Genomic DNA, 13,052 nt, shown 5'->3' on the forward strand with positions numbered 1-13,052 from the left:
AATTTGAGATAGGTGTTAAATTAAGTTAACCGGTTAACTATATTAGGAGGTACAATTTTATGGATTTAAAAGAAGAGGTAATTGTTGCATTGCAAAATTTTATTATGGAGAGGGAAAGTGCTAATAAAAGACGAATATATTATAAAGAAGAAAAGAATGAATTTAATTTGTCACTAACACAATTCCACATTATTGATATTATTGATAAGTATGACAATGTAAATAATAAAGTGTTGGTAGAAAAGTTAGGTATTTCTCCTCCAGGAGTAACTAAAGCAATTAGAAAGTTAGTAGATTTAAATCTAATTGATGAGTCACAATCAGCTTTTAATAGAAAGGAAAAATTTTATTACCTTACTACAAGAGGGGAAGTTTATGCCAACGTTCATGATCAACTTCATGAACAAGCTAGGAAAAGATATATTGAGTTGCTAAGTGAATATGATAATAATGAATTAAAAACTTTAATATCATTTTTTGAAAAGATAACAGACAGCATTAGAAAAAGCTAGGAGATGTTTTTTTGAATAACAAAGACTATAAAATAACAATTTATATACTTTATTTCTTATCGTTTTTTGCTTCGCTGATACAGAATATATATACGCCTATAATTAGCGATTTAAAGCATATTTTCAATGTTCCGATTTCTTATATTAACTATACTGTAGGTATGTTTATTTGGATAGTTGCATTTACACAGATTATACTAGGTAAAATTATAGATGAACGTAAAAATAAGATTATATTAGTGTTTAGTGTATTGATTATTGTTATAACTTCAATATTTTGTGCAATAACAAGAGAGTTTTCAGTTTTCGCACTGTTTCGAGTTTTACAGGCAATTGGATGTGGTGCAATCCCGCTGGTATGCTTAACACTTCTTTCTAAAATGTCAAGTGTAGAAGAGAGAGCTTCAGTTATGTCAAACTACCAAATTATATTGTCTATAGCACCAGCAGTTGCTCCAATATTAGGTGGATTTATTGGCCAATGGTATAATTACAATGGAATTTTTGTCTTCTTGTCGTTGTTATCTATTATCTTTATGTCTTTATTATTGTATGTTCCGATACCTGATTTTAAAAACAAAGGTCTTTCTAAAACTAATAGAGGATATAGTACATTTTTAAAAAACTATAACTATATGTTCATGGTAATGGCTTCTTTTATAGTGTTTTTTGCTTATTTTGGCATATTGGTTTATATACCTGTTGTTTTAAGAGAGGTTTATCATTTTCCAACTTCAGTTATAGGCTTGCTGTTTTTACCTATGACAGTAAGTTTGATATTAGGAAGTTTGTTTTATAAGAAAAAAGCTAAGAAATATACGAGTTCTAATTTTATTGAATGTTTAATGATTTGTTTTTCTATATTACTTATTTTGTTTGCATGGACTAACCAGGTAAATGTAATGGTATTTTCGATAGTGATCTTCTTAGTTGGCTTTTGCGTAGGTATGACACCATCCTTGATAGCAACTAAAATCACAATAATGTTTGAAGAGAATAAAGGCGAAACATTGGCATTATTTAATTTTATAAGATATACAGGCATGGGTTTTGGTGCGATGGTAATCGGATATATTGCTAGTGATAACACTCCTTATTATTTTTCTGTTATTGCGATATTGTTAGTTGCACTATGCGTAGTTTATTATTTGAAAAAGTTTGTAGCTAAAGTTTAAAAGGGAGTTTATCATGCTTGTATGCTTGAAAATCAAAAGCTATTTTCCATTTATTTACAAATCATTAATACTTGCATTACCTGCTTAATATATAGTAAGATATAACTTGCCGTGCTAGGTGGGGAGGTAGCGGTTCCCTATTCTCGAAATCCGCTTATGCGAGACTGAATACTTTGCCTAGGGTGTATACTTGTGAAGTCTGCCCAAAGCACGAGGTGTTTGAAGATTTCGGTCCTATGCAATATGAACCCATGAATCATGTCAGGTCCTGACGGAAGCAGCATTAAGTGGATTCTCATATGTGCCGTAGGGTAGCCGAGATTTAGCTGTCGACTTTGGTAACGTTCATGATATACATTCAAAGCAAAGTTGCGCGGTATTTTTATGTCTATAATGAATGAATTTATATAAAAAGCACTTTCATAAGGGAGTTTAGAACTCATCTTATGAAAGTGCTTTTTATTTGTGGTTATTTAATGATTGTCATGTGCTGCTTTCACTAAGTACTTTGTGAACTCTGATATTTGTTTCTGTTTTTCAGAATCCTCCATATAAAGTACGCCGTATTCAATCATTTGGTTAAAAGGTGCACCTACAGGAACAGTAGTAATCATATTACGCTGATAATAAGGAGTGCTTTCTACCATTAAATCAGACAGAATACTGATGCCTAAACCTTCCGCAACGGAATTGAATAATACGCCGACGTTTTCGGTCGAAAATAATAGGTTGATTGAACCATTCTTTTCTTCGAAATTTTGGATGTTCTTTTTATAGAAGTTTCGATCATATAGAATGGATGGAAAACCTTTGATATCTTCTAGTGAAAGTTGTTTATAGTAAGCGAGTTTAGAATCGCTTGGGACAATCGCAGTAAAGCCGCTAGAAAATAGTGGGGCATATCGCGCACCACGTACATCTAAATCCTCTTCTTTTAAAATGGTATATAAACCAATATCAGCTTCTCCGCGGACAACTAATTGTTGTACTTCATCATTTTCAGCTTCAGTAATTTGAACATCGATATTAGGATTGTCTCTCTTAAATGTAGACATCACACTTGGGACGATGGTCATAAATAAACTTGGAACTGTTGCGATTGAAAGGGTTCCTTTCATTTCTGAGTTCAGTGTGTCGATTTTATCGTAGAGCTTTGATTCTTGTTCTAAAAGGTCTAGAATGAATGGATAAATTTCTTTGCCTTGTGGTGTTAAAGTCGTACCGCTTTTTTGACGTTGAAACAGCTTTAAATCTAACTCCTCTTCTAAATGAGAGATAGATTGGCTTAACGCCGATTGCGTAATATGTAGTAAAGTGGCTGCTTTCGTAATCGAACCTGTTTCGGTGATTGTTTTAACATAATATAGTTGTGTAAAGTTCATACATATACCCCTTATTTATTAGTTCTGCTTATGAAAACATTAATAAATCCCATTATACATTAGTGTTGTTTATGTTTATAATAGTTTCATTGAAAATTTTGTGACGACAAAAGGAGTGTACAGATATGTATCGTCATTTATGGACGAAAGATTTTATATTTATCACATTCATTAACTTCTTAATGTATATCATTCATTACGCCTTAATTGTAACGGTAACTTCTTTTACTATAGATACATTCCATGCAGGTGAAGGTATGGGTGGCTTAGCTGCAGGTATCTTTATTATTGGCATGTTATTCGGGCGTTTATTTACCGGGAAATACATTGATAATCTTAATTTGAAAAAGACGCTTTTAGCGAGTTTAGTATTTTCCTTTGTGGCGATTGGGTTGTACTTTCTCATCCATAGTTTAATCGTCTTAATCATTGTGCGTTTAATCCATGGTATTGCCTTTGGGATGGCTTCTACAACAACAGGAACTTATTCATCTACAATTGTACCCGAGGATCGAAAAGGTGAAGGTATCGGTTATTACGCACTCAGTACAACCGTAGCGTCAGCGATTGGACCTTTCTTAGGTATTTTAGTCAATCAACGCTTCAGTTTTGAAAGTAACTTTATCGTATGTTTAATTTGTATCCTGCTTGCGGGTGTTTTATCACTCTTCATCTCTGATATCAGACAACCAAGGGTAGATGCAGAAAAAGCAGAAGCGAATCCGGCTAAAGGTATTGGCCAATTCTTGCAGAAACAAGCAATACCGATTTCTATCGTGATTGTCTTTGTAGGTATTGCTTATTCTAGTGTGCTTGCCTTCTTAGATTCTTATGCTAGTCATATCGGATTGGCTGCTGCCGCAAGTTTCTTCTTTGTGGTCTATGCATTCAGTACGTTTATTGTCAGACCGATTACAGGTAAAGTGTTCGATAATTATGGTGCGAATAAAGTCGTTTATCCTGTCTTAGTCTTATTTGTCATTGGCTTAGTACTATTAAGTGTGACACATAGTAGTTGGATGTTGTTGTTCTCCGCAATCTTTATTGGTATTGGATATGGTACATTAATTCCGTCATTCCAAACTATCGCGATCCAAGCGTCACCACCTGAAAAGATCGGTCTTGCGACTTCAACATTCTATATTTTCGCCGATTTAGGTGCTGGTGCAGGACCAACACTACTGGGTATTTTAATTGGTAGTGTAGGTTATCGAAATCTTTATATGTTAATGGCATTATTACTAGCTGGTGTAATTGTACTTTATTACTTCATGCATGGCCGTAAACATAAAACAATGGAATATTAATCAAAGTATGATGCATATATGAAACTCCCTATAAAGCAAACACATTTGTGAGATGCTTTATAGGGAGTTTTTAATGAGTAACTCTAATTTTTAATATCAGATGATTTAGAATGTGTTTCCTTTTCGATTTCAGGCATAGATTTTTCTTCTTTTAAGTAGTTTCATGAATTCTTCACTACCTCCCAAATTATCTAAATAATAACTTGTATTAGTGATACCGGTGCTATCAGTAAAGTGTAAGTCCTCATCATTACTGATATATCCTTTAATTACATAAAACCCTATAGGATTAACCCAAGTTTTAGTGAATTTAACACTTTTTAAATCATTTAGGTTATATTTCAAATACATCGTGATTTCTTTTTTAGTTTATCAAATCTTTCTTGTTCAATATCATGTTGAACTTTCCAGTCGTATGCTTTAAAAATAAGCAAAGGAAAAATGATAATAATTAGGATATAAATCAAAAGTTTTTTCTTCATGATGAACCTTGTCTTAGTACTTATTGATTGTTTTAAGTCGATAAATCTAGTTTTAAAAATTATTGAAGCCCTTTGTTGTTGGACATACGAATTTCTTTTTCAATTTCAGGAATGGATTTTCTGTCTTTTTTTAATAGCTTCATGAATGTTTCGCTGCCGCCTATGTTACCTAAATAATAATTTGTATTAGTGACATCGGTGCTAGCAGTAAAGCATAATGTATCATTGTTGTTGATATATCCTTCGATAATATAAACGCCCATGGGGTTAATCCAAGTTTTAGTGAATTCGACATTTTTAAAGTTGTTTACATTATATTTGAAATATAGGGTGATCTCTTTCTTTTGTTTGTCAAATCGTTCTTGTTCAATATCATGTTGCACTTTCCAATCATATCCTTTCAAAATAATAAATGTTAAAACAATAATGATAGACATATAGACGAATAACTTTTTCTTCACATCGCACCTCTTTATAGTATTATGTGTTATATTTAGTATAAAAATATAATAGCACATCGCAATGTTGAGTTGTATAATATTAATTTAACAGTGTATATAAGTAGGTGACATGATGAAACTATTCCAAAAAGATAAGACATATCATGAACTGTCGATAAAAGTTTATGATATAAAAAGTTATGAAAAAGATTTCATAGTCTCAATTAATAATAAAGAACAAACGTTTAAAGTGATGGCATCACGTATTGATCATGAGAATGGTTTTAAAGCAATGGCAGTTTCACCAGTAAGAAATAATGGCTCAGTAGATAAAGATGAGATGTATTTTGCGTTTGCTGGAACAAACTTAATTGAAGACAGTAGTGCAGATATTAGCGCTGATGAACAAATTTTATTGGCGAATGTACTTCCAATGCAAATAAATTATCCGGCCCCTAAAATAAAAAAATATAGTGATTTAGAGAATATAGAAATTAAAAGTCCTAAAACTGAAATAGGTAAAGTGAGTTTATTTAAAATTAATCAATTTGATGAAGGCGCAATTTGGGTTAAATCAGTGATTGAGAAGTATAATCCTAAACACAAATATGGGACCGGACACAGTCTGGGTGGTGCTGGTATTATGCCTGTCGGTGTAATGTTCGATTTTGATCAGGTCAGAACTTTTTCAGCTCCAAATAGTTTTAGCCTATTACCACCAGAGATTAAAAATAATTTTGATAATTCTAAATATGCTGATTGTTTTATAGATTATTCTCATAATACAGATTTAATCGGAACGATTGAATTTTTGCACCCAGTCATTGGCAAAGAATTTGCGATACAGGATAAACAAACGCACTACAAGACAATTAAAGGTCATGGATTGGATACATATTTATTCGATGGAGACCATATTGTTATAAAAATGGATTATGAGATGCTATATAATATATCAAAAAAATTGCCAAGTAAGGTTGAATTTATTGGGTTTGCTTTAAAAGAATTAGAAAACTACATCGATGAAACCAAAAAACAAGCTAAAGTAATAGAAAGTAAATATGCAGAAAAAATTTCTAATGGTGGATTTAAGTATATTAGTAGAAGTGATATTGAAAATTATATGCAAGAACTTTCTAAAACAGGACACTATGATTTTTATAATGGTTTAGAGTTTGGGGAAAGTGCGGATAGTTTGAAAAATATTAAAAATCTAACTATACAATTTGCTAATCACTTAGAGAACAATACTAAAGAAATGCATACATTAGAAATGGATTTAAGTGAACAGTTTGGTTTGAATTAGAGGAGATAGTTATGGGTATTAGAGAAGAATTGAAAGAAACAGTTGTAGATGCGGTTGAAAAAGCAGGAGAAGTAATTGAAGAAGGCGTTCAATTTGGTGAAGAACAAGCCTACCTGGTTTCATTAAAAATGCAAATGAAAAAAGAGATTGAGCAGATGATCCATGATGAAAAAGAAAACTTAAGTGATATAGAAGAGAAATTACATTTATTAGTACAGGATATCAATGCTTTTAGTGGTGAAATTAGTGAAGCAGCAGAAGGTAAAACGGCAGATAAAGCAATAACTGAATTAGAAAGAATTAAAACGAAGATATGTATAGGGCAAGTATTAGTGAAAAGAGCAATTGATAGTTGTAAAACATATTCTTGGTTATAAAATATGCGATGTGTTTCTAAATTGAGACACATCGCATTCTTTTATATTTGTTTGCTTTTGGTTTTTAAGATTTCGTCTGCACTTTTAAATTGAATGCCGAATCTTAGGAAGAATATACCGCAAATCAGACCAGGCAGAACAGCCCAGATATTATATAAAACTATAAAGTTAGCTAGACATAAAACTATAAATACAATACCTAAAAGGGTGTAGGCTTTATTTTTCATTACCATGTGTGTCGCCCCCTTAATGAATTTTGACAATGTTGACTTCATTAACTCATATCTTATCACATAATTTACATTAATTTTACAATTTATGCTGCTCATAACTATAATGGATATTTTAAAAGGAAACTAAAGCTTATAAACTCATATCAATAAGAGAAAAAAGTAAGATACGTTATAATATACCTAACACATTTTACTGAATAACGGAGGGGTACGTATGCAGATTTTTTTAGGTACAGTAACAGAAAACGATTATCCAGTGATTGCACATTTAAAAGATAAAAAAGATAGTGAAGGACTTTTCGAAGGGGAATATTACGAAGATAGTTTACGTGCGTTAAGACGCTTGCCAAATTATAACCATGATTTTGAAATGATTGCACGTACAGATGATAATGAAATTGTCGGTCATATTTTAATGATGCAAGAGTTAATTCGAAACGAAGAAGATATACAACGTCCTTTAATGATACGTTCATTATCTGTGAAAGAGGATTATAGAGAATATGGCATTGGAAAGGCATTGGTTGAAGCTGTGGAAAGCCGGGCAAAAGAAGCGGGTTATAATGAAATCATTGTAGAGGGTGAACCTGACTATTTTAGATCTCTTGGCTTTGTCCCTATAAGTGACTTCAGTGTAGAAGTGCCAGAAGGTGAAGATATCGATCAATATAGTGTTTATTTATTGTGGGATACTTTAGATGCACATCCACAAGGACAATTAATCTTTGAAAATGAAGTTTGATTTCAATCATCGCATTGCATCCTGTCTGCGTGCTATAATAATGTTGATTTGTATTCGGAGGTGCGAAAGTGAATTATCAAGCTTTATATAGAATGTATCGACCGCAAAGTTTCAATGATGTGGTCGGACAAGAGCATGTAACTAAAACACTCCGTAACGCGATTGCGAAGGGTAAACAATCGCATGCTTATATTTTCAGCGGTCCAAGAGGGACGGGGAAAACGAGTATTGCGAAAGTATTTGCGAAGGCAATCAACTGCCCTAACAGCGTTGACGGAGAACCCTGTAACGAATGTGATATTTGTAAGAGTATCACACAAGGTTCTAATTCAGATGTTATTGAAATTGACGCAGCAAGTAATAATGGTGTCGATGAAATCAGAAACATACGAGATAAAGTGAAATACGCACCATCACAATCAAAATATAAAGTCTATATTATCGATGAAGTGCATATGCTGACGACGGGTGCATTTAATGCATTATTGAAAACGCTAGAAGAACCGCCAGCACATGCTATTTTTATTTTGGCAACAACGGAGCCTCATAAAATTCCACCTACTATTATTTCGCGTGCACAACGCTTTGATTTCAAAGCTATTAGTTTAGACCAAATTATTGATCGCTTACGTTATGTGGCTGAATCTCAGCATATTGCATTTGATGAAGAAGCCATTGCGTTTATTGCGAAAGCTTCAGAAGGCGGTATGCGTGATGCATTAAGTATTATGGACCAAGCCATTGCGTTCGGTGATGAACACTTAACATTGCAAGATGCGTTGAATGTAACTGGCAGTGTAGATGAAGCTTCTTTGAATGCCTTGTTAAATGATGTTGCAAACGGAGAGGTGAAAGCAGCCTTTGCACGTTATCATCAATTTATAGAAGATGGTAAAGAGGTTAATCGTTTAATCAATGATTTAATCTACTTTGTACGTGACACGATAATGAATAAAACGGCTCAAAACCAAACAGAATATGACGCGTTGATGGGCTTTGACTTTGATACATTGTATAAGATGATTGATTTAATCAATGATACATTAGTATCTGTGCGTTTCAGCGTGAACCAAAATGTACATTTCGAAGTATTATTGGTTAAAATGGCGGAATTGATTAAGGCGGGCGGTGCTTCTAAAGCAGCACAACCTCAAACTTCAATGAATCAGCCACAAGCAACAGAGGTAGCAGGTTCAAATGATGTGAATAGTGCATTGTTGCAGCGCTTAGAGCATCTTGAACAAGAATTGCATGCGCTAAAACAGCAAGGCGTGCCACAAGTCAATACACCACCTAAACAACATACAGCAACAAGAGGTCGTCGTAAGAGTAAGAATAGTTACTCAATGACACAAATTGCGAAGGTATTAGACAATGCGAATAAAGAAGACATTCAATTATTGAAAGAGCATTGGCAAGAAGTCATTGACCATGCGAAGAATCATAATCAAAAAGCATTGGTGAGTTTACTGCAAAATTCTATTCCAGTCGCAGCCAGTGAAAAGAGTGTCCTAGTTCAATTTGAGGCAGAAATTCATTGTGAAATTGTTAATGATGATGATGAGAAACGTAAAAATTTAGAAGAAGTCGTTCGTAGTATTATCAATAAAGATGTTGCGGTGGTTGGTGTACCTGCAGATCAATGGCTGCAAGTACGTTCTGAGTATCTTCAAAATCGAAAACGCAATCAACAAGCAGGTCAGAAAGAAACGAAGCAAGAAGCACCACAAGATGATATTGTTCAAAAAGCCAAAGACATGTTTGGTGCGGACACTGTACATGTGATGGATGAAGAATAAAATGAATACAGCACGCAGCCTTTCAGACACCATCATTGTCGAAAGACCTGTGTGCTTTGTGTTATAATTTGCATATCAATAGAAGAGATAGAGGAGAAAATAATGGGTTTCTTCCATTATAAGTAAAAAAATCGGTCGAATACGATTGTACTCTTGTATCTTAGACTAATGTTGAAGAATAAAGCTAGAATCTAAGGAGGAACTATATTATGCGCGGTGGCGGAAATATGCAACAAATGATGAAACAAATGCAGAAAATGCAAAAGAAAATGGCTGAAGAGCAAGAAAAATTAAAAGACGAAAGAGTTAAAGGTACAGCTGGCGGCGGTATGGTCACTGTAACGGTAACTGGCCATAAAGAAGTTGTAGATGTTGAAATCAATGAAGAAGCAGTAGACCCAGATGATGTTGAAATGCTTCAAGATTTAGTGTTAGCTGCTACAAATGAAGCGATGAACAAAGCAGATGAATTAACATCAGAACGCTTAGGCAAACACACTAAAGGCTTGAACATTCCTGGAATGTGATAAACATGCATTATCCAGAACCCATTTCGAAACTCATTGATAGTTTCATGAAATTGCCAGGCATTGGGCCGAAGACGGCACAACGTCTGGCATTTCACGTATTAGATATGAAGGAAGATGATGTCGTTCAATTCGCAAAAGCACTTGTAGATGTTAAACGTGAACTCACGTATTGCAGCACATGTGGCCATATTACTGAAGAAGATCCTTGTTACATCTGCCAAGATAAGCAAAGAGATCGTTCAGTTATTTGTGTGGTTGAAGATGATAAAGATGTTATCGCGATGGAAAAAATGAGGGAATATAAAGGTTTGTATCATGTATTACATGGTGCAATTTCTCCTATGGATGGTATTGGGCCAGAGGATATCAATATTCCTTCATTAATAGAACGATTAAAAGATGAAGAAGTAAAAGAATTGATTCTTGCGATGAATCCGAACTTAGAGGGTGAGTCGACAGCAATGTATATTTCACGACTTGTGAAGCCTATCGGGATTAAAGTAACAAGGTTAGCACAAGGACTTTCTGTAGGGGGAGACCTAGAATATGCGGATGAAGTGACTTTATCCCGAGCTATTGCTGGAAGAACAGAAATGTAAAATAAGTGCAGAAGTGTCATAATACCAAAGGTTCAACCTTTCATTATGCCCCTCTGCACTTTTTTTAAACTTTTTTAGAAAAAATTAAAGTTTGGTTTTTGTTAGGAATATTAAGGTAATGTGAAGAAGTATAGAAATGTAAGCGTGATTTTACCGAACGTTTAATGAACATCAACTTAAAAAGTACGGGAAATGGCGATGTATAGCCGTTTGTGTATGCAAAAAGATGAATTTTAAGGGTTGCAAAAAACTCGGAAAGCTAGTATAGTTAATATCTGTTGAGCGAACGAAACAAACGCTTCAACAACAACTCAGAAAAATCTTCTCAAAAAACTTTTAAAAAAGTGTTGACTTTAAAGTTTAAAGAGAGTATAATTGATTCTTGTGAGTCGGAAAAATAAACCGAATGAACATTGAAAACTGAATGACAATATGTCAACGTTAATTCCAAATTAACAAACGTCTTTAAGACGTTTTAAAACAATTAGTTTTTATGAGCTAGTCAAACATCATAAATTATTATGGAGAGTTTGATCCTGGCTCAGGATGAACGCTGGCGGCGTGCCTAATACATGCAAGTCGAGCGAACAGATAAGGAGCTTGCTCCTTTGACGTTAGCGGCGGACGGGTGAGTAACACGTGGGTAACCTACCTATAAGACTGGGATAACTCCGGGAAACCGGGGCTAATACCGGATAACACATAAAACCGCATGGTTTTATGATGAAAGACGGTTTTGCTGTCACTTATAGATGGACCCGCGGCGTATTAGCTAGTTGGTAAGGTAACGGCTTACCAAGGCAACGATACGTAGCCGACCTGAGAGGGTGATCGGCCACACTGGAACTGAGACACGGTCCAGACTCCTACGGGAGGCAGCAGTAGGGAATCTTCCGCAATGGGCGAAAGCCTGACGGAGCAACGCCGCGTGAGTGATGAAGGTCTTCGGATCGTAAAACTCTGTTATTAGGGAAGAACAAGGATGTAAGTAACTGTGCATCCCTTGACGGTACCTAATCAGAAAGCCACGGCTAACTACGTGCCAGCAGCCGCGGTAATACGTAGGTGGCAAGCGTTATCCGGAATTATTGGGCGTAAAGCGCGCGTAGGCGGTTTTTTAAGTCTGATGTGAAAGCCCACGGCTCAACCGTGGAGGGTCATTGGAAACTGGAAAACTTGAGTGCAGAAGAGGAAAGTGGAATTCCATGTGTAGCGGTGAAATGCGCAGAGATATGGAGGAACACCAGTGGCGAAGGCGACTTTCTGGTCTGCAACTGACGCTGATGTGCGAAAGCGTGGGGATCAAACAGGATTAGATACCCTGGTAGTCCACGCCGTAAACGATGAGTGCTAAGTGTTAGGGGGTTTCCGCCCCTTAGTGCTGCAGCTAACGCATTAAGCACTCCGCCTGGGGAGTACGGCCGCAAGGCTGAAACTCAAAGGAATTGACGGGGACCCGCACAAGCGGTGGAGCATGTGGTTTAATTCGAAGCAACGCGAAGAACCTTACCAAATCTTGACATCCTTTGACAACTCTAGAGATAGAGCCTTCCCCTTCGGGGGACAAAGTGACAGGTGGTGCATGGTTGTCGTCAGCTCGTGTCGTGAGATGTTGGGTTAAGTCCCGCAACGAGCGCAACCCTTAAGCTTAGTTGCCAGCATTAAGTTGGGCACTCTAAGTTGACTGCCGGTGACAAACCGGAGGAAGGTGGGGATGACGTCAAATCATCATGCCCCTTATGATTTGGGCTACACACGTGCTACAATGGACGGTACAAAGGGCAGCGAACCCGCGAGGTCAAGCAAATCCCATAAAGCCGTTCTCAGTTCGGATTGTAGTCTGCAACTCGACTACATGAAGCTGGAATCGCTAGTAATCGTAGATCAGCATGCTACGGTGAATACGTTCCCGGGTCTTGTACACACCGCCCGTCACACCACGAGAGTTTGTAACACCCGAAGCCGGTGGAGTAACCTTTTAGGAACTAGCCGTCGAAGGTGGGACAAATGATTGGGGTGAAGTCGTAACAAGGTAGCCGTATCGGAAGGTGCGGCTGGATCACCTCCTTTCTAAGGATATATTCGGAACAGTTTCGTAAGAAACTGAAACGGAATAACGTGACATATTGTATTCAGTTTTGAATGTTTATTTGAAACATTCAAAGATT

The 13,052-nt window shown here is 35.8% G+C and carries 13 protein-coding genes, 1 rRNA gene and 1 other RNA gene; 11 read left to right on the top strand and 4 right to left on the bottom strand.

Annotation, left to right across the window (positions count from 1 at the left end; translation table 11 throughout):
- The first annotated feature begins 59 nt into the window (after positions 1-59).
- From ACFCT9_RS10520 to ffs, 3 genes are all read left to right on the top strand, one after another.
- A complete protein-coding gene (locus tag ACFCT9_RS10520) occupies positions 60-512 on the top strand; it encodes a MarR family winged helix-turn-helix transcriptional regulator (protein WP_412519160.1) in 453 nt (150 codons plus the stop codon).
- Between the two features lie 11 nt (positions 513-523).
- Positions 524-1,687, top strand: coding sequence for an MFS transporter (locus ACFCT9_RS10525; protein WP_412519162.1), 1,164 nt, complete (start codon positions 524-526; stop codon positions 1,685-1,687).
- Positions 1,688-1,796: 109 nt separating this feature from the next.
- An RNA gene (ffs, locus tag ACFCT9_RS10530) (signal recognition particle sRNA large type) lies at positions 1,797-2,064 on the top strand.
- Positions 2,065-2,160: 96 nt separating this feature from the next.
- On the opposite strand, the gene ACFCT9_RS10535 is transcribed toward ffs, so the two are convergent.
- A complete protein-coding gene (locus ACFCT9_RS10535) occupies positions 2,161-3,069 on the bottom strand; it encodes a LysR family transcriptional regulator (RefSeq protein ID WP_412519164.1) in 909 nt (302 codons plus the stop codon).
- A 125-nt stretch (positions 3,070-3,194) separates the two neighbouring features.
- Between ACFCT9_RS10535 and ACFCT9_RS10540 the strand changes: the two genes are divergently transcribed.
- Positions 3,195-4,376, top strand: coding sequence for an MFS transporter (locus tag ACFCT9_RS10540; protein ID WP_412519166.1), 1,182 nt, complete (start codon positions 3,195-3,197; stop codon positions 4,374-4,376).
- 129 nt (positions 4,377-4,505) lie between these two features.
- On the opposite strand, the gene ACFCT9_RS10545 is transcribed toward ACFCT9_RS10540, so the two are convergent.
- Together ACFCT9_RS10545 and ACFCT9_RS10550 are read right to left on the bottom strand one after the other, a co-directional pair.
- Positions 4,506-4,727: a DUF1433 domain-containing protein gene (locus ACFCT9_RS10545; RefSeq protein ID WP_412519168.1), complete on the bottom strand. Its 222-nt coding sequence runs from the start codon at positions 4,725-4,727 to the stop codon at positions 4,506-4,508.
- A 190-nt stretch (positions 4,728-4,917) separates the two neighbouring features.
- A complete protein-coding gene (locus tag ACFCT9_RS10550; protein ID WP_412519170.1) occupies positions 4,918-5,319 on the bottom strand; it encodes a DUF1433 domain-containing protein in 402 nt (133 codons plus the stop codon).
- A 109-nt stretch (positions 5,320-5,428) separates the two neighbouring features.
- Here ACFCT9_RS10550 and ACFCT9_RS10555 point away from each other — a divergent pair, with 109 nt between their 5' ends.
- A complete protein-coding gene (locus ACFCT9_RS10555) occupies positions 5,429-6,604 on the top strand; it encodes a hypothetical protein (protein WP_412519171.1) in 1,176 nt (391 codons plus the stop codon).
- A gap of 11 nt (positions 6,605-6,615) precedes the next feature.
- Complete coding sequence (locus ACFCT9_RS10560; RefSeq protein ID WP_412519173.1) at positions 6,616-6,981, top strand: hypothetical protein; 366 nt, start codon at positions 6,616-6,618, stop codon at positions 6,979-6,981.
- Between the two features lie 41 nt (positions 6,982-7,022).
- Here ACFCT9_RS10560 and ACFCT9_RS10565 read toward each other — a convergent pair whose 3' ends face one another.
- Positions 7,023-7,214 carry a hypothetical protein gene (locus ACFCT9_RS10565; RefSeq protein ID WP_412519174.1) on the bottom strand — a complete coding sequence of 64 codons (192 nt, stop codon included), beginning with the start codon at positions 7,212-7,214 and terminating at the stop codon, positions 7,023-7,025.
- A 214-nt stretch (positions 7,215-7,428) separates the two neighbouring features.
- Here ACFCT9_RS10565 and ACFCT9_RS10570 point away from each other — a divergent pair, with 214 nt between their 5' ends.
- The 5 genes from ACFCT9_RS10570 to ACFCT9_RS10590 all read left to right on the top strand — a co-directional run bounded on the left by ACFCT9_RS10570 (position 7,429) and on the right by ACFCT9_RS10590 (position 12,954).
- Positions 7,429-7,956 carry a GNAT family N-acetyltransferase gene (locus ACFCT9_RS10570; protein ID WP_412519176.1) on the top strand — a complete coding sequence of 176 codons (528 nt, stop codon included), beginning with the start codon at positions 7,429-7,431 and terminating at the stop codon, positions 7,954-7,956.
- Between the two features lie 68 nt (positions 7,957-8,024).
- Positions 8,025-9,755 (top strand): DNA polymerase III subunit gamma/tau, encoded by a 1,731-nt coding sequence (gene dnaX, locus ACFCT9_RS10575; protein ID WP_412519178.1) that lies wholly within the window; start codon positions 8,025-8,027, stop codon positions 9,753-9,755.
- 209 nt (positions 9,756-9,964) lie between these two features.
- Positions 9,965-10,282 carry a YbaB/EbfC family nucleoid-associated protein gene (locus tag ACFCT9_RS10580; protein ID WP_002480398.1) on the top strand — a complete coding sequence of 106 codons (318 nt, stop codon included), beginning with the start codon at positions 9,965-9,967 and terminating at the stop codon, positions 10,280-10,282.
- 5 nt (positions 10,283-10,287) lie between these two features.
- Positions 10,288-10,884 carry a recombination mediator RecR gene (gene recR, locus ACFCT9_RS10585; RefSeq protein WP_002480399.1) on the top strand — a complete coding sequence of 199 codons (597 nt, stop codon included), beginning with the start codon at positions 10,288-10,290 and terminating at the stop codon, positions 10,882-10,884.
- A 518-nt stretch (positions 10,885-11,402) separates the two neighbouring features.
- Positions 11,403-12,954: ribosomal RNA gene (locus ACFCT9_RS10590) — 16S ribosomal RNA — on the top strand.
- Positions 12,955-13,052 lie beyond the last annotated feature (98 nt).

This window comes from Staphylococcus simulans, assembly GCF_047037175.1.
Taxonomy (GTDB): Bacteria; Bacillota; Bacilli; order Staphylococcales; family Staphylococcaceae; genus Staphylococcus; species Staphylococcus simulans_C.